Source organism: Pseudomonas sp. VS40 (genome assembly GCF_018587885.1).
GTDB classification, from domain to species: domain Bacteria; phylum Pseudomonadota; class Gammaproteobacteria; order Pseudomonadales; family Pseudomonadaceae; genus Aquipseudomonas; species Aquipseudomonas pergaminensis.
Genome location: NZ_JAGYWD010000001.1, coordinates 46,029 through 64,856, shown reverse-complemented (window position 1 = coordinate 64,856; position 18,828 = coordinate 46,029). Strand labels below are relative to the sequence as shown.

General features: G+C 60.5%; 15 protein-coding genes. 11 read left to right on the top strand and 4 right to left on the bottom strand.

Annotation, left to right across the window (positions count from 1 at the left end):
• Positions 1–9: 9 nt before the first annotated feature.
• On the top strand, positions 10–1,524 hold the full coding sequence (locus tag KHP07_RS00270) for an ABC transporter substrate-binding protein (RefSeq protein ID WP_099494469.1): 1,515 nt from the start codon (positions 10–12) through the stop codon (positions 1,522–1,524).
• A gap of 128 nt (positions 1,525–1,652) precedes the next feature.
• Here the strand turns inward: KHP07_RS00270 and KHP07_RS00265 are convergent, their stop codons facing one another.
• The 4 genes from KHP07_RS00265 to KHP07_RS00250 form a co-directional block, all read right to left on the bottom strand.
• The gene (locus KHP07_RS00265; protein ID WP_099494470.1) at positions 1,653–2,393 is read right to left on the bottom strand and encodes a YciK family oxidoreductase; all 741 of its coding nucleotides are present in this window, start codon (positions 2,391–2,393) and stop codon (positions 1,653–1,655) included.
• A 187-nt stretch (positions 2,394–2,580) separates the two neighbouring features.
• Positions 2,581–3,252 carry an N-acetylmuramic acid 6-phosphate phosphatase MupP gene (gene mupP / locus KHP07_RS00260; protein WP_078047487.1) on the bottom strand — a complete coding sequence of 224 codons (672 nt, stop codon included), beginning with the start codon at positions 3,250–3,252 and terminating at the stop codon, positions 2,581–2,583.
• A gap of 4 nt (positions 3,253–3,256) precedes the next feature.
• Positions 3,257–3,955, bottom strand: a complete 699-nt coding sequence (gene ubiG / locus KHP07_RS00255; protein WP_003189760.1) for a bifunctional 2-polyprenyl-6-hydroxyphenol methylase/3-demethylubiquinol 3-O-methyltransferase UbiG — start codon at positions 3,953–3,955, stop codon at positions 3,257–3,259.
• A gap of 64 nt (positions 3,956–4,019) precedes the next feature.
• Positions 4,020–5,351: a TRZ/ATZ family hydrolase gene (locus KHP07_RS00250; RefSeq protein WP_214496398.1), complete on the bottom strand. Its 1,332-nt coding sequence runs from the start codon at positions 5,349–5,351 to the stop codon at positions 4,020–4,022.
• Between the two features lie 108 nt (positions 5,352–5,459).
• Here KHP07_RS00250 and mtnA point away from each other — a divergent pair, with 108 nt between their 5' ends.
• The 10 genes from mtnA (at position 5,460) to ihfB (ending at position 18,764) form a co-directional block, all read left to right on the top strand.
• Complete coding sequence (mtnA, locus tag KHP07_RS00245; RefSeq protein WP_078047489.1) at positions 5,460–6,530, top strand: S-methyl-5-thioribose-1-phosphate isomerase; 1,071 nt, start codon at positions 5,460–5,462, stop codon at positions 6,528–6,530.
• 424 nt (positions 6,531–6,954) lie between these two features.
• Entirely contained in the window at positions 6,955–9,609 is a 2,655-nt protein-coding gene (gyrA, locus tag KHP07_RS00240; protein ID WP_028619469.1) for a DNA gyrase subunit A, read from the top strand.
• 243 nt (positions 9,610–9,852) lie between these two features.
• A complete protein-coding gene (gene serC, locus KHP07_RS00235) occupies positions 9,853–10,938 on the top strand; it encodes a 3-phosphoserine/phosphohydroxythreonine transaminase (RefSeq protein WP_078047491.1) in 1,086 nt (361 codons plus the stop codon).
• Complete coding sequence (pheA, locus tag KHP07_RS00230) at positions 10,938–12,032, top strand: prephenate dehydratase (protein ID WP_003172650.1); 1,095 nt, start codon at positions 10,938–10,940, stop codon at positions 12,030–12,032. The genes serC and pheA overlap by 1 nt, the downstream gene beginning before the upstream one ends.
• 9 nt (positions 12,033–12,041) lie before the next feature.
• Entirely contained in the window at positions 12,042–13,154 is a 1,113-nt protein-coding gene (gene hisC, locus KHP07_RS00225) for a histidinol-phosphate transaminase (RefSeq protein WP_214496397.1), read from the top strand.
• A gap of 28 nt (positions 13,155–13,182) precedes the next feature.
• Positions 13,183–15,393 carry a bifunctional prephenate dehydrogenase/3-phosphoshikimate 1-carboxyvinyltransferase gene (locus KHP07_RS00220; RefSeq protein WP_250883470.1) on the top strand — a complete coding sequence of 737 codons (2,211 nt, stop codon included), beginning with the start codon at positions 13,183–13,185 and terminating at the stop codon, positions 15,391–15,393.
• Positions 15,390–16,079, top strand: coding sequence for a (d)CMP kinase (gene cmk, locus KHP07_RS00215; protein ID WP_003172653.1), 690 nt, complete (start codon positions 15,390–15,392; stop codon positions 16,077–16,079). Before KHP07_RS00220 ends, cmk begins: the two co-directional genes overlap by 4 nt.
• A gap of 119 nt (positions 16,080–16,198) precedes the next feature.
• Positions 16,199–17,890, top strand: coding sequence for a 30S ribosomal protein S1 (gene rpsA, locus KHP07_RS00210; protein WP_025856938.1), 1,692 nt, complete (start codon positions 16,199–16,201; stop codon positions 17,888–17,890).
• 163 nt (positions 17,891–18,053) lie between these two features.
• The gene (locus tag KHP07_RS00205) at positions 18,054–18,338 is read left to right on the top strand and encodes a hypothetical protein (RefSeq protein ID WP_214496395.1); all 285 of its coding nucleotides are present in this window, start codon (positions 18,054–18,056) and stop codon (positions 18,336–18,338) included.
• 132 nt (positions 18,339–18,470) lie between these two features.
• Positions 18,471–18,764 carry an integration host factor subunit beta gene (gene ihfB / locus KHP07_RS00200; RefSeq protein WP_122543193.1) on the top strand — a complete coding sequence of 98 codons (294 nt, stop codon included), beginning with the start codon at positions 18,471–18,473 and terminating at the stop codon, positions 18,762–18,764.
• Positions 18,765–18,828: the final 64 nt, after the last annotated feature.

Below are 18,828 nucleotides of genomic sequence, written 5' to 3'. Positions count from 1 at the left end.
AGTTGTGATATGCAATCGCGCCACTTGAAGTTGCTCGCCGCCGCAACATTGACCGCCTGGTCGCTGACCGCCGGTTTCGCCCAGGCCGCTGGTGTCCTGACCATCGGCTGCCGTGAAGACAGCACCACGTTCGACCCGATCAAAAGCGCGCAAAACCGCGATACCTGGGTTTTCGCCAACGTCTACGACACCCTGGTGCGCGTCGACAACCTGGGCACCAAGATGGAACCGGGCCTGGCCGAAAGCTGGGACATTTCCAAGGACGGCCTGACCTACACCTTCAAGCTGCGTGATGCGAAGTTCTCCGACGGTTCGGCGATCACCGCCGACGATGCAGCGTTCAGCCTGCTGCGCATCCGCGACAACAAGGCTTCGCTGTGGGCTGACCCCTTCAACCTGATCAACACGGCCAAGGCATCGGACCCGAAAACCCTGGTGGTCACCTTGAAGACCCCGGCTGTGGCCTTCCTCTCGCAATTGGCGTCGCCGACGGTGTCGATCCTGTCGGAAAAAGCCATGACCAAGATGGGCGAAGACGCCTACTCGGAAAACCCGGTGACCTCCGGCGCCTTTACCGTGGACGAGTGGCGCAAGGGCGACCGCGTCATCCTGAAGAAAAACCCGAACTTCTGGCAGGCCAAGAACGTGAGCCTGGATGGCGTGGAGTGGGTGTCCGTCACCGACGACAACACGCGCATGCGCATGGTGCAGAACAACGAGCTGGACACGGCGATCTTCGTACCGTTCTCGCGGGTTGAAGAGTTGAAGAAAGACAAGAACGTGGTGATCCACGCCGACCCGTCCACCCGTGAAGATCATTTGCTGATCAACCACGACCACGGGCTGCTGGCCAAGCCGGAAGTGCGTCAGGCGCTGGACATGGCCATCGACAAACAATCGCTGGTGAAGACCGCCACTTACGGCCAAGGCACCGTGGCCTATTCCTACATTCCAAAAGGCTCGCTGTACCACTACGCCAACAACCTGCAACGCCCGTATGACCCGACCGCCGCCAAGAAGCTGCTGGAGCAGGCCGGTGCCAAGGACTTGAAGCTCAACTACGTGGTCAACGCCGGCAACGAGGCCGACGAGCAGATTGCGGTCATCATCAAGGATCAACTGGCCAAGGTCGGCGTAACCGCCAACCTGCAAAAGGTCGACCCGACCCAGAGCTGGCAGATGCTGGTGGACGGTGAGTACGATATTTCGGTGATGTACTGGACCAACGACATCCTCGACCCAGACCAGAAGACCACCTTCGTGCTGGGCCACGACACCAACCAGAACTACATGACCCGTTACAAGAACGACAAGGTCAAGGCATTGGTGGCCGCTGCGCGGATCGAAGCAGACCCGGTTAAGCGTGAGCAGATGTACGTGGAACTGCAGAAGCTGGCGAAACAGGATGTGAACTGGATCGACTTGTACTACAGCCCCTACATCAACATCTCACGCAAGAACGTGAGCAACTTCCTGCAAAACCCGCTGGGCCGTTTCACCCTCGAAGAAGTGGTGAAAAACTAAACCACACTGCTGAAAAATGTGGGAGGGGGCTTGCCCCCGATAGCGGTGGGACAGTCATTGTATCTGTTGACTGATCCACTGCAATCGGGGGCAAGCCCCCTCCCACATTTGGTTTTACAATGTGCCGGTTATTGCGCGTCGAACGCCTGGCCGTTGATGCCCGTACTGTCCGGCCCCATCAGGTACAGGTACACCGGCATGATCTCTTCCGGCGCGGGCCGTTCCATCGGGTTTTCCCCTGGGTACGCCTGGGCGCGCATGCTGGTGCGCGTGCCGCCGGGGTTGATGCTGTTGGAGCGTACCGCGGCCACATCCTCAAGCTCATCGGCCAAGGTTTGCATCAAGCCTTCGGTCGCAAACTTCGACACGCCATAAGCCCCCCAATAGGCCCGACCCTTGCGCCCGACACTGCTGGAGGTGAACACCACCGACGCATCCTGGGACAATTTGAGCAGCGGCAACAGCGTGCTGGTCAGCATGAACATCGCGTTGACGTTTACGTGCATGACTCGCATGAAATTCTCGCCGGACAACTGCTCGAGCGGCGTGCGTGGGCCGATGATCGAGGCGTTGTGCAGCAGGCCGTCGAGGTGGCCGAATTCCTTTTCGATCATCGCGGCCAGCTCATCGTATTGATGGGGCAGGGCGGTCTCCAGGTTGAACGGGATCACCACCGGTTGCGGCTGGCCGGCCGCTTCGATTTCGTCATACACCTGGGCCAGGTTGGCTTCGGTCTTGCCCAGCAACAGCACGGTAGCGCCATGGGCGGCGTAGGTCTTCGCCGCCGCCGCGCCGATCCCGCGACCGGCGCCGGTCACCAGGATGATGCGGCCTTTGAGCAGGTCTGGACGTGCGGAGTAATCAAACATAAATAGCCTCGACAAAATTCAGCAGGTTGCAGACACCAAACTTGAAAGCAACGTTGATCCCCTGTGGGAGGGGGCTTGCTCGCGAATGCGGAGTATCAGGCAGCAAATTTGGTCCTGATAGACCGCCTTCGCGAGCAAGCCCGCTCCCACATTTGGATCTTCATTGGTCAGTAGATTCGGTGAATAATCAGCAACTGCACAGTGCGTTATCCAGCACCTTGCGCAGTTCCAGCGGGTGATCCACCACCACATCGGCGCCCCAGTGGCGCGGGTTGTCGTCCGGGTGGATATAGCCGTAGGTGACCGCTGCGGTGCGGGTGCCGGCGTCGCGGCCGGACTCGATATCGCGCAGGTCATCGCCCACGAACAACACGCTGGCCGGGTCCAGGTCGAGCATCTTGCACGCCAGGATCATCGGCTCCGGGTCCGGCTTGCTGTTTTTTACGTGATCAGGGCAAATCAGCAGCGCCGAGCGCTCGGCCAGGCCCAGTTGCTGCATGATCGGTTCGGCAAAGCGCAGTGGCTTGTTGGTGACCACGCCCCAGATGAGGTTGGCCTTCTCGATGTCTTCCAGCAGCTCGGCCATGCCGTCGAACAGTTTGCTATGGACCGCGCAGCCCTTGAGGTAACGCTCGAGGAATTCCAGGCGCAGTGCTTCGAAGCCTGGGGATTCCGGGTCCATCGAGAAGGTCACGGCGACCATCGCCCGCGCGCCGCCGGAGATCTCATCGCGGATATGCTCGGGGTTGATCGGCCCCAGGCCGCGGTCGGCCCGCATGGCCTGGCAGATGGCGATAAAGTCCGGCGCGGTGTCCAGCAGGGTACCGTCCATATCGAAGAGAACCGCTCGCAACTTCACAGGCTCACTCCTCGCGCAGGGTTTGGATCATGTAGTTGACGTCAACGTCGTTGGCCAGCTTGTAGTGCTTGGTCAGCGGGTTGTAGGTCAGGCCGATGATGTCCTTGACGGTCAGCCCGGCCTGGCGGCTCCAGGCACCCAGCTCGGACGGGCGGATGAATTTCTTGAAGTCATGGGTGCCGCGCGGCAGCAGCTTCATGATGTATTCGGCGCCGATGATTGCGAACAGGTAGGCCTTGGGGTTGCGGTTAATGGTGGAGAAGAACACCTGGCCGCCGGGCTTGACCATGCGGAAGCACGCGCGGATCACCGAGGACGGGTCCGGTACGTGTTCCAGCATCTCAAGGCAGGTGACCACGTCAAACTGTTCGGGCATCTCTTCAGCCAGGGCTTCGGCGGTGATCTGGCGGTATTCCACGCTCACGCCGGATTCCAGTTGATGCAGTTGGGCCACGGCCAAGGGCGCTTCGCCCATGTCGATGCCCATCACGGTCGCGCCGCGCTGGGCCATGGCTTCGCTGAGAATGCCGCCACCGCAACCCACGTCCAGCACCTTCTTGCCGGCCAGGTTGACGCGTTCGTCAATCCAGTTGACCCGCAGCGGGTTGATGTCGTGCAGCGGCTTGAATTCGCTCTCGCGGTCCCACCAGCGGTGAGCCAGGGCTTCGAATTTGGCGATCTCGGCGTGGTCGACGTTGCTCATGGTGAATCCTCTAAACCTGATAAATCGTTTGGTCAGTTCTGAACCCTGAGGTTCAAAACCTTCGTTATTCGCTGTGCCCGCTGATGCGTTGGCCCCAGGCGATGGCCGTGGCGGTCAACTCTGGTTCATTCATGCGGGTCAATTGCCGGTCGTCGAGCAATTGCTTGCCGGCGACCCAAAGGTGTTTCACGCAATCGCGTCCGGTGGCATATATAAGCTGTGAGACCGGATCGTAGATCGGTTGTTGCGCCAGCCCCGACAGGTCGAAGGCGACGATATCTGCCGCCTTGCCAACTTCCAGCGAGCCAATCTCGCTTTCCAGGCCCATGGCCCGCGCGCCGTTGAGCGTCGCCATGCGCAGGGCGCGATGGGCGTCCAGCGCGGTGGCAGAGCCGGCGACCGCCTTGGCGAGCATGGCTGCGGTGCGGGTTTCGCCCAGCAGGTCGAGGTCATTGTTACTAGCGGCGCCGTCGGTGCCGATCGCTACATTCACGCCAGCCTGCCACAGACGCTCCACCGGGCAAAAGCCGCTGGCCAATTTCAGGTTCGATTCCGGGCAATGGATCACGCTGGTGTTGCTTTCTACCAGCAAAGCCAGGTCGTCCTCGCTGATTTGGGTCATATGAACGGCCTGGAAGCGCGGCCCCAACAGCCCGAGGCGACCCAGGCGTGCCAGTGGGCGCTCACCGGTCTGCTCGACGGCTTGCTGCACTTCGAAGGCGGTTTCGTGCACGTGCATATGGATCGCGGCGTCCAGCTCTTCGGCGATTACGCGGATTTTTTCCAGGTTGTCATCGCACACCGTATAGGGCGCGTGGGGGCCGAAGGTGATCTTGATGCGTGGGTGGTGCTTGAGGTCGCCGAACAACTCGATGCCCTGGCGCAGGGCCTCGTCGGGCGTGCTGGCGCCCGGAATCGGGAAGTCGAGGATCGGGATCGCGATCTGCGCGCGCATGCCGCTGTTGTGCACGCAGTCGCTGGCGACCTTGGGGTAGAAGTACATGTCGGAGAAGCAGGTGATGCCGCCCTTGATTTGCTCGGCGATGGCCAGGTCGGTGCCGTCGCGCACGAAGGCTTCATCGACCCACTTGGCCTCGGCGGGCCAGATGTGCTTTTCCAGCCAGGTCATCAGTGGCAGGTCGTCAGCCAAGCCGCGAAACAGGCTCATTGCCGCGTGGCCGTGGGCGTTGATCAGGCCGGGGCTGAGCAGCATGCCCGGCAGCTCACGGGTCTCCAGGGCGGGCTGCTTCAAGGCGGCTTCGCGAGGGCCAATAAAGGCAATGCGCCCATCGCGTATGCCCAGGCCATGCTCTTTGAGCACCACGCCAGCGGGTTCGACAGGCACCAGCCATGTAGGCAGCAACAATAAGTCGAGCGGGGCGGCAGTGGCGGTCATCGCAGGCTTCTTCCCAGGCAGCTATAAAAGAAGGGCGAAGTATACCCGAGCGTCCTGGCTGGCGGATCGCTATAATCGGCGGCTTTGTTCATGAGTGCGGAGTAAGGGATGCGCGATCGACTGTTGGCAGCGGAGAAGGTGAAGGCCATCGATTGGCGTGATGGCGCGCTGTACCTGCTCGATCAGCGTGCCTTGCCGTCCCGCGAGAGCTGGGTGGCGTGCGTCACGGTCGAAGACGTCGCGGCGGCCATCCGTTCGATGGTGGTGCGCGGGGCGCCGGCCATTGGTATCAGTGCCGCGTATGGCCTGGTGCTGGCAGCGCGTGAACGGATCGGCGAGGGCGGTGACTGGCAGGCTGCGTGGGAAGAAGACTACGCACTTTTAGCCGATGCCCGACCGACTGCGTCGAACCTGTTCTGGGCGTTGAAGCGCATGCGCGACCGCCTGGACCGCGTCAAAAAGCACGCCGACCCGCTGGCGGTGCTGGAAGCCGAGGCGATTGCGATCCACGAGAGTGATCGCGAAGCCAACCTGACCATGGCCCAGCTGGGCGTCGAGCTGATCCGCAAGCACCAGGGCAATGCCCAGGCCATCCTTACCCATGGTAATGCAGGCGCCCTGGCGACCGGCGGCGTGGGCACGGCGCTCGGGGTGATTCGAGCAGCTTACCTGGAAGGCATGGTCGAGCAGGTCTACGCCAATGAAACCCGGCCCTGGCTGCAGGGTTCGCGGCTGACCGCCTGGGAACTGGCGGGCGAGGGCATCCCGGTGACCGTGAATGCCGATTCGGCGGGTGCGCATATCCTCAAGACCAAAGGCGTGACCTGGGTGATCGTCGGCGCCGATTGCATTGCCGCCAATGGCGATGTGATCAGCAAGATCGGCACCTACCAACTGGCGGTGTGTGCGATGCACCACGGTGTGCGCTTCATGGTGGTGGCGCCGAGCTCGACCCTGGACATGATGATGGCCACTGGCGATGACGTGGCCCTGGAAGAGCGCGATGCCGGGGAACTGTTAAACGTGATGGGGCAGCGTCTTGAGGCCGCTGCGTTTAATCCGGTATTTGATGTGACGCCGGCTGACCTGATTGATGTGATCGTGACGGAGAAAGGCGTGGTCGAGCGGCCGGATACGGCCAAATTGGCCAAGTTGATGTGTCGCAAGCGCTTGCATTGAGGAGCCTGGCGCCCGTGAAATGGCAACCGCAGGCAAGCCAGCTCCCACATTGGATAGTGTTAACAAGTCTAAGTGTGGGAGATGGCTTGCCTGTGATTGGCCATTTAAGTCAATAAAATCCTCGGATCCACGCCCGAAAAATAGCACCACCCCACCTCTGAGCCCCTCTCGTCCCCCTCAAGCCTGTCATCCGTCAACTTACTATGCTCCATGCGCATCAGGGGGATAGGTGCGTGGCGGCGATTGTGATAACATCCGGCGGTTTCCAGGGTTGCCCCGAGGGGTGGCCTATAACGTGCAGATCCGTGTCATAACTCGTTGATTTGTCGTAAGTCGTTGTCAGGCACTTTGCCGGCAGCGGCGAGCTTCGTTCGTCCCATATGGATGTGACGAGGTTTCACCCGAAAAAGGAATCAGGCTTCTCATGGGCGAACTGGCCAAAGAAATCCTCCCGGTCAATATCGAAGACGAGCTGAAACAGTCCTACCTCGACTACGCGATGAGCGTAATTGTCGGTCGGGCACTGCCTGATGCGCGCGATGGCTTGAAGCCCGTGCACCGGCGTGTGCTGTTCGCGATGAGCGAGCTGGGTAACGACTGGAACAAGCCGTACAAGAAATCTGCCCGTGTTGTCGGTGACGTGATCGGTAAGTATCACCCTCACGGCGACACTGCGGTGTACGACACCATCGTTCGGATGGCCCAGCCGTTTTCCCTGCGCTACCTGCTGGTAGACGGCCAGGGCAACTTCGGTTCGGTCGACGGCGACAACGCCGCGGCCATGCGATACACCGAAGTGCGCATGACCAAGCTGGCGCACGAGCTGCTGGCCGACCTGCATAAAGAAACCGTGGACTGGGTGCCGAACTACGACGGCACCGAAATGATCCCGGCCGTCATGCCGACCAAGATCCCCAACCTGCTGGTCAATGGTTCCAGCGGTATCGCCGTGGGCATGGCGACCAACATCCCGCCGCACAACCTCGGTGAAGTCATCGACGGTTGCCTGGCGCTCATCGACAACCCCGAGCTGACCGTCGACGAGCTGATGCAATACATCCCGGGCCCGGACTTCCCGACCGCTGCGATCATCAACGGTCGCGCCGGCATCATCGAAGCCTACCGCACCGGTCGTGGCCGCATTTACATGCGCGCCCGCTCGATCATCGAAGACATTGACAAGGTCGGTGGCCGCCAGCAGATCGTCATCACCGAACTCCCATACCAGTTGAACAAGGCGCGTCTGATCGAGAAGATCGCCGAGCTGGTCAAAGAGAAGAAGCTCGAAGGCATCACCGAGCTGCGCGACGAGTCCGACAAAGACGGTATGCGCGTAGTGATCGAGCTGCGTCGTGGCGAAGTGCCTGAGGTGATCCTCAACAACCTCTACGCCCAGACCCAGCTGCAAAGCGTGTTTGGTATCAACGTGGTTGCACTGATCGACGGCCGCCCGCGCATCCTGAACCTCAAGGATCTGCTGGAAGCCTTCGTGCGTCACCGCCGCGAAGTGGTCACCCGCCGTACCGTGTTCGAACTGCGCAAGGCTCGCGAACGCGGCCACATCCTGGAAGGCCAGGCCGTTGCGCTGTCGAACATCGACCCAGTGATCGCCCTGATCAAAGCCTCGCCAACCCCGTCGGAAGCCAAAGAGGCGCTGATCAGCACCCCTTGGGAATCCAGCGCCGTGGTGGCCATGGTTGAACGTGCCGGCGCCGATTCGTGCCGTCCGGAGACCCTGGACCCGCAATACGGTCTGCGCGAAGGCAAGTACTTCCTGTCGCCGGAACAGGCCCAGGCCATCCTGGAACTGCGCCTGCACCGCCTGACCGGCCTGGAGCACGAGAAGCTGCTGGCCGAGTACCAGGAGATCCTCAACCAGATCGGCGAGTTGATCCGCATCCTCAGCAGCGCCGTGCGCCTGATGGAAGTGATCCGCGAAGAACTGGAAGTGATCCGCGCCGAATACGGCGATGTGCGCCGCACCGAGATTCTCGACGCGCGCCTCGACCTGACCCTGGGTGACATGATCCCGGAAGAAGAGCGTGTGGTGACCATCTCCCACGGTGGCTATGCCAAGACCCAGCCGCTGGCTGCGTACCAGGCCCAGCGTCGTGGTGGTAAAGGTAAATCGGCAACTGGCGTCAAGGATGAGGACTACATCGCTCACCTGCTGGTCGCCAACAGCCACACCACGCTGCTGCTGTTCTCCAGCAAAGGCAAGGTGTACTGGCTCAAGACCTACGAGATCCCGGAAGCCTCCCGTGCCGCCCGTGGTCGTCCGTTGGTCAACCTGCTGCCGCTGGACAGTGATGAATACATCACCACCATGTTGCCGGTCGAGGAATACACCGAAGGTCACTTCATCTTCATGGCCACCGCCAAAGGCACCGTCAAGAAGACCCCGCTGGAATCCTTCAGCCGCCAGCGCAGCGTGGGCCTGATCGCCCTGGAGCTGGACGAAGGCGACGTGTTGATCTCCGCTGCCATCACCGATGGCGAGCGTGAAGTCATGCTGTTCTCCGACGGCGGCAAGGTCACGCGCTTCAAGGAATCCGACGTTCGCGCCATGGGCCGTACCGCCCGCGGTGTGCGCGGCATGCGCCTGCCAGAAGGGCAAAAGCTGATTTCGATGCTGATCCCGGAAGAAGGCAGCCAGATCCTCACCGCTTCCGAGCGTGGTTATGGCAAGCGTACGGCCATCAGCGAGTTCCCGGAGTACAAGCGTGGCGGCCAAGGCGTGATCGCCATGGTCAGCAACGACCGCAACGGCCGTCTGGTCGGCGCGGTCCAGGTGCTCGACGGCGAGGAGATCATGCTGATTTCCGACCAGGGCACCCTGGTGCGTACCCGTGTGGCTGAAGTGTCGAGCCTGGGCCGTAACACCCAGGGCGTGACCCTGATCAAGCTGGCCAAGGACGAAAAACTGGTTGGCCTGGAGCGTGTCCAGGAACCATCGGAAGTCGAAGGCGAAGAGCTGGAAGGTGAGGAGTTTGACGGCGAGGTGATCGCAGCCGGCGATGACAACGTCGACGAGCCAACCCTCGATGCTGCCGCAGACGAAGAAGAACCGCAGGAATAAGCGGACACACAGGGGGCGGATGAAGATTCGCCCCCTTGTTGTTTGTCCCTTATGAAATAACACGTCCTTTGGCTGGACGCGGTCAATGTGGGAGCTGGCTTGCCTGCGATGGCAGCGCCGCGGTATCACTGCGCTACCGAGGTGCCCTTATCGCAGGCAAGCCAGCTCCCACAAGGGTTCGCTCCAGAGAAAGGTTGTTACTGAACATGATTGCAGCCCCACCAGATCAGAGTGAGATTGGATGTGAGCAAGAGAGCCTATAACTTCTGTGCCGGTCCCGCGGCGCTTCCTGAAGCAGTCCTGCAGCGTGCGCAGGGTGAACTCCTCGACTGGCATGGAAAAGGCCTCTCCGTGATGGAAATGAGCCATCGCAGCGATGAGTTCGTGTCCATCGCCACCAAGGCCGAGCAGGATCTGCGCGACTTGCTGGACATCCCATCCAACTACAAAGTGCTGTTCCTGCAGGGCGGCGCCAGCCAGCAGTTCGCCCAGATCCCGCTGAACCTGCTGCCGGAAGACGGCACGGCTGACTATATCGACACCGGTATCTGGGGCCAGAAGGCCATTGAAGAGGCTTCCCGTTACGGTCACGTGAACGTCGCGGGTACCGCCAAGCCTTATGACTACTTCGCCATTCCCGGTCAGAACGAGTGGAAGCTGTCGAAGGACGCTGCCTACGTGCACTACGTGGCCAACGAAACCATCGGCGGCCTGGAATTCGACTGGGTGCCGGAAGTCGGCGACGTGCCGCTGGTGTGCGACATGTCCTCGGACATCCTCTCGCGCCCGATCGACGTGTCCAAGTACGGCATGATCTACGCCGGCGCGCAGAAGAACATCGGCCCGAGCGGCATCCTGGTCAACATCATTCGCGAAGACCTGCTGGGGCGTGCCCGTTCGCTGTGCCCGACCATGCTCAACTACAAGGTCGCGGCCGATAACGGCTCGATGTACAACACCCCGCCGGCGTTCGCCTGGTACCTGTCCGGCCTGGTCTTCGAGTGGCTGAAGGAGCAGGGCGGTGTCGCCGCCATGGGCAAGCTGAACGAAGAGAAGAAGCGCACCCTGTACGACTTCATCGACGCCAGCGGCCTGTACAGCAACCCGATCAACCTGACGGACCGCTCGTGGATGAACGTGCCGTTCCGCCTGGCTGACGACCGTCTGGACAAGCCATTCCTGGCCGGTGCCGACGAGCGCGGCCTGCTGAACCTCAAGGGTCACCGTTCGGTCGGTGGCATGCGCGCCTCCATCTACAACGCTGTCGACATCAACGCCATCAAGGCGCTGGTTGCCTACATGGCAGAGTTCGAAAAGGAACACGGCTAATGTCTGAGCAAGAACTCAAGGCCCTGCGCGTACGCATTGACAGCCTGGACGAGAAAGTCCTGGAGCTGATCAGTGAGCGCGCGCGGTGTGCCCAGGAAGTGGCACGGGTGAAGATGGCGTCCCTGGCTGAAGGCGAAGTGCCGGTGTTCTACCGTCCCGAGCGTGAGGCCCAGGTGCTCAAGCGTGTGATGGAGCGCAACAAGGGCCCGTTGGGCAACGAAGAGATGGCGCGGTTGTTCCGTGAAATCATGTCTTCGTGCCTGGCCCTTGAGCAGCCGCTGAAAGTGGCATACCTCGGCCCCGAAGGCACCTTCACCCAAGCGGCGGCCATGAAGCACTTCGGCCACGCGGTGATCAGCAAGCCGATGGCGGCGATCGACGAAGTGTTCCGTGAAGTGGCAGCCGGTGCGGTGAATTTTGGCGTGGTGCCGGTGGAAAACTCCACCGAAGGCGCGGTCAATCACACGCTGGACAGCTTCCTTGAGCACGACATGGTGATCTGCGGCGAAGTCGAGCTGCGTATTCACCACCACCTGCTGGTGGGCGAGAACACCAAGACTGACAGCATCAGCCGCATCTACTCCCATGCCCAGTCCCTGGCCCAGTGCCGCAAGTGGCTGGACGCTCACTACCCGAATGTCGAGCGCGTCGCGGTCTCAAGCAACGCCGAAGCCGCCAAGCGGGTCAAGGGCGAGTGGAATTCGGCGGCCATCGCCGGTGATATGGCGGCGGGCTTGTACGGCCTGACGCGCCTGGCCGAGAAAATCGAGGACCGCCCGGACAACTCCACGCGCTTCCTGATGATCGGCAGCCAGGAAGTGCCACCGACCGGCGACGACAAGACCTCCATCATCGTTTCCATGAGCAACAAGCCCGGCGCGCTGCATGAGCTGCTGGTGCCGTTCCACGACAACGGGATTGACCTGACGCGCATCGAGACTCGTCCTTCGCGCAGCGGTAAATGGACTTACGTGTTCTTTATCGACTTCATCGGCCACCACCGGGACCCACTGGTCAAGGGCGTGCTCGAGAAAATCAGTCAGGAAGCCGTGGCACTCAAGGTGCTGGGCTCTTACCCGAAAGCGGTTTTGTGAGGCTTTAACATGAGTGGCAACTTCCTCGCCCTGGCTCAGCCGGGCGTGCAACAACTGTCGCCTTACGTCCCGGGCAAGCCTGTGGACGAGCTGGCGCGTGAGTTGAACCTGGATCCGTCCAGGATCGTCAAGCTGGCGAGCAACGAGAACCCACTGGGCCCTAGCCCGAAAGTGTTGGCGGCGATCCGTGAAGAATTGGCCGAGCTGACCCGCTACCCCGATGGCAACGGCTTTGCACTCAAGTCCCTGCTGGCGGAGAAGTGCCGGGTCGAGCTGAACCAGGTAACCCTGGGTAACGGTTCCAACGACATTCTTGAGCTGGTCGGCCGTGCCTACCTGGCGCCAAGCTTGAACGCGGTGTTCAGTGAGCACGCGTTTGCGGTCTATCCGATCGTGACCCAGGCGGTCGGTGCCGATGCGCGCGTCATTCCAGCGAAGGATTGGGGCCACGACCTGCCGGCCATGCTGGCGGCCATCGATGCACAAACCCGCGTGGTGTTTATCGCCAACCCGAACAACCCGACCGGCACTTGGTTCGACGCTCAGGCGCTGAACGACTTCCTGCAAGACGTGCCTGAACACGTGCTGGTGGTGCTGGACGAGGCGTACATCGAGTATGCCGAGGGCAGCGACCTGCCAGACGGCCTCGACTTCCTGGCGGCGTACCCGAACCTGCTGGTCTCGCGCACCTTCTCCAAGGCCTATGGTCTGGCGTCGCTGCGCGTGGGTTACGGCCTGTCCACCGCGGTGGTCGCTGATGTGCTGAACCGCGTGCGCCAGCCGTTCAACGTCAACAGCCTCGCCCTGGCGGCGGCTTGTGCGGCGGTGAAGGATGCCGAGTACCTGGAAGAAGGCCGTCGCATCAACGAAACCGGCATGCTGCAGTTGCAGGAAGGTTTCCGTGAGCTAGGCCTGGGCTGGATTCCGTCCAAGGGCAATTTCATTTGTGTCGACCTCGGCCAAGTGGCTGCTCCGGTATTCCAGGGCCTGCTGCGCGAAGGCGTGATCGTGCGGCCGGTGGCCAACTACGGCATGCCGAACCACCTGCGCATCACCATCGGCCTGCCGGCGGAAAACAGCCGCTTCCTCGAGGCGCTGGCCAAGGTTCTGGCTCGTGGTTGATGTCACTGCATTGCAACCTGCTGTGCCTATGATCGGTCGCCTGGTGGTGGTCGGTCTGGGGTTGATCGGCGGCTCCTTCGCCAAAGGCCTGCGTGAAAGCGGCGTGTGTGGCGAAGTGGTGGGTGTCGACCTGGACCCGCAATCGCGCAAGTTGGCGGTCGAGTTGGGGGTGGTGGATCGTTGCGAGGCGGACCTGGCGCTCGCGTGCCAAGGCGCTGATGTGATCCAGCTGGCGGTGCCGATCCTGGCCATGGAGAAATTGCTGGCGGTGTTGGCGGGCATGGACCTGGGCCAGGCGATCCTCACGGATGTCGGCAGTGCCAAAGGCAACGTCGTGCGCGCGGCGCAACAGGCGTTTGGTGGCATGCCGGCGCGCTTCGTGCCGGGCCATCCGATTGCCGGTTCCGAGCAGAGCGGGGTGGAGGCGTCGAATGCGCAGTTGTTCCGTCGGCATAAGGTCATCCTGACACCGCTGGAGCAAACCGATCCGGCTGCGTTGGCGGTGGTAGATCGCCTGTGGCGCGAGCTGGGGGCGGATGTCGAGCATATGCAGGTCGAGCGTCACGACGAAGTGCTGGCCGCGACGAGCCATCTGCCGCATCTGCTGGCATTTGGCCTGGTGGACTCGCTGGCCAAGCGCAATGAGAACCTCGAGATTTTCCGTTACGCCGCCGGCGGCTTCCGTGACTTTACGCGGATTGCCGGCAGCGACCCGGTGATGTGGCACGACATCTTCCTCGCCAATCGCGAGGCAGTGTTGCGCACCCTGGACACCTTCCGCAGCGACCTCGATGCCTTGCGCGACGCGGTGGATGCCGGCGATGGCCATCAATTATTGGGCGTGTTCACCCGTGCGCGGGTGGCGCGTGAGCATTTCAGCAAGATCCTGGCGCGCCGGGCCTACATGGAAACCGCTGTGAACGCCGATGACCTGACCTTCCTCGCCAACCCGGGCGGCCGCTTGAGCGGAAGCATTCGGGTGCCGGGGGACAAGTCGATCTCCCATCGGTCGATCATGCTGGGTTCGTTGGCTGAGGGTGTGACTGAAGTTGAAGGCTTCCTTGAGGGTGAAGACGCCCTGGCGACCTTGCAGGCTTTTCGCGACATGGGTGTGGTGATCGAAGGCCCGCACCATGGGCGCGTCACCATCCATGGCGTGGGCTTGCAGGGTTTGAAGCCAGCGCCGGGGCCGATTTACCTCGGCAACTCGGGTACCTCCATGCGCCTGCTGTCCGGTTTGCTGGCAGCGCAGCGTTTCGACAGCGTGCTGACGGGCGACGCGTCCCTGTCCAAGCGCCCGATGAACCGCGTGGCCAAGCCACTGCGGGACATGGGCGCGGTGATCGAGACGGGCCCGGAAGGGCGTCCGCCGCTGACCATCCGTGGTGGGCAGTCGTTGAAAGGCCTGACCTACGCCATGCCGATGGCCAGCGCGCAGGTCAAATCCTGCTTGCTGCTGGCGGGGTTGTACGCCGAGGGCAAGACCGCGGTCATCGAGCCTGCACCGACCCGTGACCATACCGAGCGCATGTTGCGCGGCTTTGGTTACCCGGTGGCGGTGGAGGGCGCGACGGCTTCGCTGGAATCGGGCCAGGCGTTGACGGCTACCCATATAGAAGTGCCGGGGGATATTTCTTCTTCGGCGTTTTTCCTGGTAGCGGCTTCGATCGCCGAAGGTTCCGAGCTGTTGCTGGAGCATGTGGGGGTCAATCCGACGCGTACTGGCGTGATCGACATCCTGCGGCTGATGGGCGCGGATATCACCCTGGAAAATCAGCGCGAAGTCGGCGGCGAGCCGGTTGCCGACCTGCGCGTGCGCGCGGCGACGCTAACAGGTATCGAGATTCCCGAGGCCCTGGTGCCGCTGGCAATCGATGAGTTCCCGGTGCTGTTCGTCGCGGCGGCGTGTGCCGAGGGGCGAACCGTGTTGCGTGGAGCTCAGGAGTTGCGCGTGAAGGAGTCCGACCGCATCCAGGTCATGGCCGACGGTCTGCTGGCACTGGGGGTGAAGTGTGAACCGACCCCCGATGGGATTATCATTGACGGTGGCCTGATGGGCGGTGGTGAAGTCCATGCCCATGGCGATCATCGGATTGCCATGGCGTTCAGCGTAGCTTCCCTACGGGCGGCGGCTCCGATTCGTATCCGTGACTGCGCCAATGTTGCTACGTCTTTTCCGAATTTTCTTACACTGTGTGCCCAAGTCGGCATCCGTGTTGCCCAAGAGGCTCAATTGTGAATATCAAAGCACCGGTGATTACCATCGACGGGCCAAGCGGCTCGGGCAAAGGCACGATCGCCGGCATCCTGGCCAAGCGCCTGGGCTGGTGCCTGCTGGATTCCGGCGCGCTGTACCGCTTGCTGGCATTCGCTGCACGCAACCATGGCGTCGACCTGACCAACGAAGAATCCCTCAAGCTGCTGGCGGCGCACCTTGATGTGCAGTTCGTCGGCGCGACGGAAGGTCATCCCCAGCGCATCATCCTCGAAGGGGACGATGTGACGGACGACCTGCGCAACGAACAAGTCGGCTCCTGGGCTTCCCAGGTTGCCGCGCTGCCGGCCGTGCGTGATGCGCTGCTGCAGCGCCAGCGGGCTTTCCAGGAGCCGCCGGGCCTGGTGGCCGATGGCCGTGACATGGGAACCGTGGTGTTTCCCGAGGCACCCTTGAAGATTTTCCTGACCGCCAGCGCCGAGGAGCGGGCTCGCCGCCGCTACTTGCAGTTGAAGGGCAAAGTCGATGGTGTTAGTCTGTCGAGTCTGCTAGATGAGATCCGTGCACGCGATGAGCGTGATACCCAGCGCGCAGTAGCCCCGCTCAAGCCGGCGGCTGATGCCATACAGCTGGATTCCACGGAGTTGTCCATCGAGCAGGTGCTGGAACGCATCTTGAGCGAGATCGCCATTCGCGATATCGCCGGGTGACCAAGAAGGCCGCAGGGGACCAGTCATAGTCCTGTGGTGCTTCTTTTAATTGAAACTGACCCACGCCGTCTGGGGTGTGGAGATGGGCGTATTCTTCGCCCTTATCAACAGGAATTAAAATGAGCGAAAGCTTTGCGGAACTCTTTGAAGAAAGCCTAAAAACCCTGAACCTTCAGGCAGGCTCCATCATCACCGGTGTTATCGTTGATATCGATTACCAAGCTCGCTGGGTAACCGTTCACGCTGGTCTGAAGTCTGAAGCTCTGATCCCGCTGGAACAGTTCTACAACGATGCTGGTGATCTGACAATCAATGTCGGTGACGAAGTTCACGTTGCTCTGGACTCGGTTGAAGACGGTTTCGGTGAAACCAAGCTGTCCCGTGAGAAAGCCAAGCGCGCTGAATGCTGGATTGTTCTCGAAGCAGCCTTCGCAGCTGAAGAAGTGGTCAAGGGCGTTATCAACGGTAAGGTTAAAGGCGGCTTCACTGTCGACGTTAACGGCATCCGTGCGTTCCTGCCAGGTTCTTTGGTCGACGTTCGTCCTGTGCGCGACACCACGCACCTGGAAGGCAAAGAACTCGAATTCAAGGTCATCAAGCTCGACCAGAAGCGCAACAACGTTGTCGTTTCCCGTCGCAGCGTCCTGGAAGCAGAGAACTCCGCCGAGCGTGAAGCTCTGCTGGAATCCCTGCAGGAAGGCCAACAAGTCAAAGGTATCGTCAAAAACCTCACCGACTACGGCGCATTCGTCGACCTGGGTGGCGTGGATGGCCTGCTGCACATTACCGACATGGCTTGGAAGCGTATCAAGCATCCTTCCGAAATCGTCAACGTTGGCGACGAGATCGATGTCAAGGTTCTGAAATACGATCGCGAGCGCAACCGTGTTTCCCTGGGCCTGAAGCAACTGGGTGAAGATCCATGGGTTGCTATCAAAGCCCGTTACCCAGAAAGCACTCGCGTTACCGCGCGTGTTACCAACCTGACCGACTACGGCTGCTTCGCTGAGCTGGAAGAAGGCGTGGAAGGCCTGGTACACGTTTCCGAAATGGACTGGACCAACAAAAACATCCACCCTTCGAAAGTCGTACAAGTCGGCGACGAAGTGGAAGTTATGGTTCTGGACATCGACGAAGAGCGTCGTCGTATCTCCCTGGGCATCAAGCAGTGCAAATCTAACCCATGGGAAGATTTCTCTGGCCAGTTCAACAAGGGCGATAAAATCTCCGGCACCATCAAGTCGATCACCGATTTCGGTATCTTCATTGGTCTGGACGGCGGCATCGACGGCCTGGTTCACCTGTCCGACATCTCCTGGAACGAAGTGGGCGAAGAAGCTGTTCGTCGTTTCAAGAAGGGCGACGAGCTGGACACCGTTATCCTGTCGGTTGACCCAGAGCGCGAGCGTATCTCCCTGGGTATCAAGCAACTGGAAAGCGACCCGTTCTCTGAATACGTTCAAGACAACGACAAAGGCGCAATCGTTAAGGGCACTGTGAAAGAAGTTGACGCTAAAGGCGCCATCATCACTCTGGCCGACGATATCGAAGCGACTCTGAAAGCCTCCGAAATCAGCCGTGACCGCGTTGAAGACGCGCGTAACGTTCTGAAAGAAGGCCAGGAAGTAGAAGCCAAGATCATCAGCGTTGACCGCAAGAGCCGTGTAATCCAGCTCTCCATCAAGTCGAAAGACGATGCTGAAGAGAAAGAAGCCATCCAAAGCTTGAAAGACAAGCCTTCGGATAGCATCGCTGCTGGTCCTACCACTCTGGGCGACCTGTTGCGTGCACAAATGGAAAAACAGAACTAAGTTCTGTCAGACCATAGAAAAAGGGCGACTTCGGTCGCCCTTTTTTGTGCCTGAAATTCGTTGAATCAACACCAAGAACCAAGGCGTATAGCTCAGTGTCAGAACTGACTATAGTCTTAAGAAAAAAAGCGGTTCTTGTGTTGTCGCTTCAATAAGGAATGGAATGAACAGGCTTATCGTAATACTCGCAGTGGTCATGCTCGCAGGCTGCTCCACCACCAGCGCCAAGACCCACGCCAAACGCGGCGTCAGCGGCATCGAGATCGATTGTTCGGGCTTGGGTAACAAATGGGAGAAGTGCGAGAAGCGCGCGGCCCGAGAGTGCAAAATGCAGGGCTACAAGGTCATCACCAAGTCCAGTGACGCCACGGACGAAGAGGGCGACTACCTGTTCGGCTGGAACCCCGCCGGCGCCGTCACCCGTACCATGCTGGTGATCTGTAATTGATGATGGAATACGCCTATAGCAAGTTGCCATCTAACCTGCAGATAAGTTGTCTGGCGGGCTGTTCAAATTCATCAAGTCATGCTAAAACCTTCGAAGCGCTTTTCCTAGCTGCTTGAAAAAGAAGGGAAAAATATGACGAAGTCGGAGTTGATCGAACGAATTGTCACCCATCAAGGGCTGCTTTCATCCAAGGATGTGGAGCTGGCTATCAAGACCATGCTTGAGCAAATGTCCCAGTGCCTTGCGACGGGTGATCGGATTGAGATCCGTGGGTTTGGGAGCTTTTCGCTGCACTATCGCGCGCCGAGGGTGGGGCGGAATCCGAAGACTGGTCAGTCCGTCAGCCTCGACGGCAAATTCGTACCTCACTTCAAGCCGGGGAAGGAGCTTAGGGATCGTGTGAATGAAGATGAGGATGTGGTTTGATTTTCTTTTTTGGGGAAGCTGATCGTGCATGAAATTAAGCGGGTTGCACTGCTAATACTGCTAT

Coding starts and splice junctions, on each gene's coding strand:
- rpsA (WP_025856938.1), top strand. CDS start 16,199: ATGAGCGAAAGCTTTGCGGAACTCTTTGAAGAAAGCCTAAAAACCCTG.
- mtnA (WP_078047489.1), top strand. CDS start 5,460: ATGCGCGATCGACTGTTGGCAGCGGAGAAGGTGAAGGCCATCGATTGG.
- ubiG (WP_003189760.1), bottom strand. CDS start 3,955: ATGAGCAACGTCGACCACGCCGAGATCGCCAAATTCGAAGCCCTGGCT.
- KHP07_RS00250 (WP_214496398.1), bottom strand. CDS start 5,351: ATGACCGCCACTGCCGCCCCGCTCGACTTATTGTTGCTGCCTACATGG.
- gyrA (WP_028619469.1), top strand. CDS start 6,955: ATGGGCGAACTGGCCAAAGAAATCCTCCCGGTCAATATCGAAGACGAG.
- hisC (WP_214496397.1), top strand. CDS start 12,042: ATGAGTGGCAACTTCCTCGCCCTGGCTCAGCCGGGCGTGCAACAACTG.
- pheA (WP_003172650.1), top strand. CDS start 10,938: ATGTCTGAGCAAGAACTCAAGGCCCTGCGCGTACGCATTGACAGCCTG.
- KHP07_RS00270 (WP_099494469.1), top strand. CDS start 10: ATGCAATCGCGCCACTTGAAGTTGCTCGCCGCCGCAACATTGACCGCC.
- KHP07_RS00265 (WP_099494470.1), bottom strand. CDS start 2,393: ATGTTTGATTACTCCGCACGTCCAGACCTGCTCAAAGGCCGCATCATC.
- KHP07_RS00220 (WP_250883470.1), top strand. CDS start 13,183: ATGATCGGTCGCCTGGTGGTGGTCGGTCTGGGGTTGATCGGCGGCTCC.
- KHP07_RS00205 (WP_214496395.1), top strand. CDS start 18,054: ATGAACAGGCTTATCGTAATACTCGCAGTGGTCATGCTCGCAGGCTGC.
- ihfB (WP_122543193.1), top strand. CDS start 18,471: ATGACGAAGTCGGAGTTGATCGAACGAATTGTCACCCATCAAGGGCTG.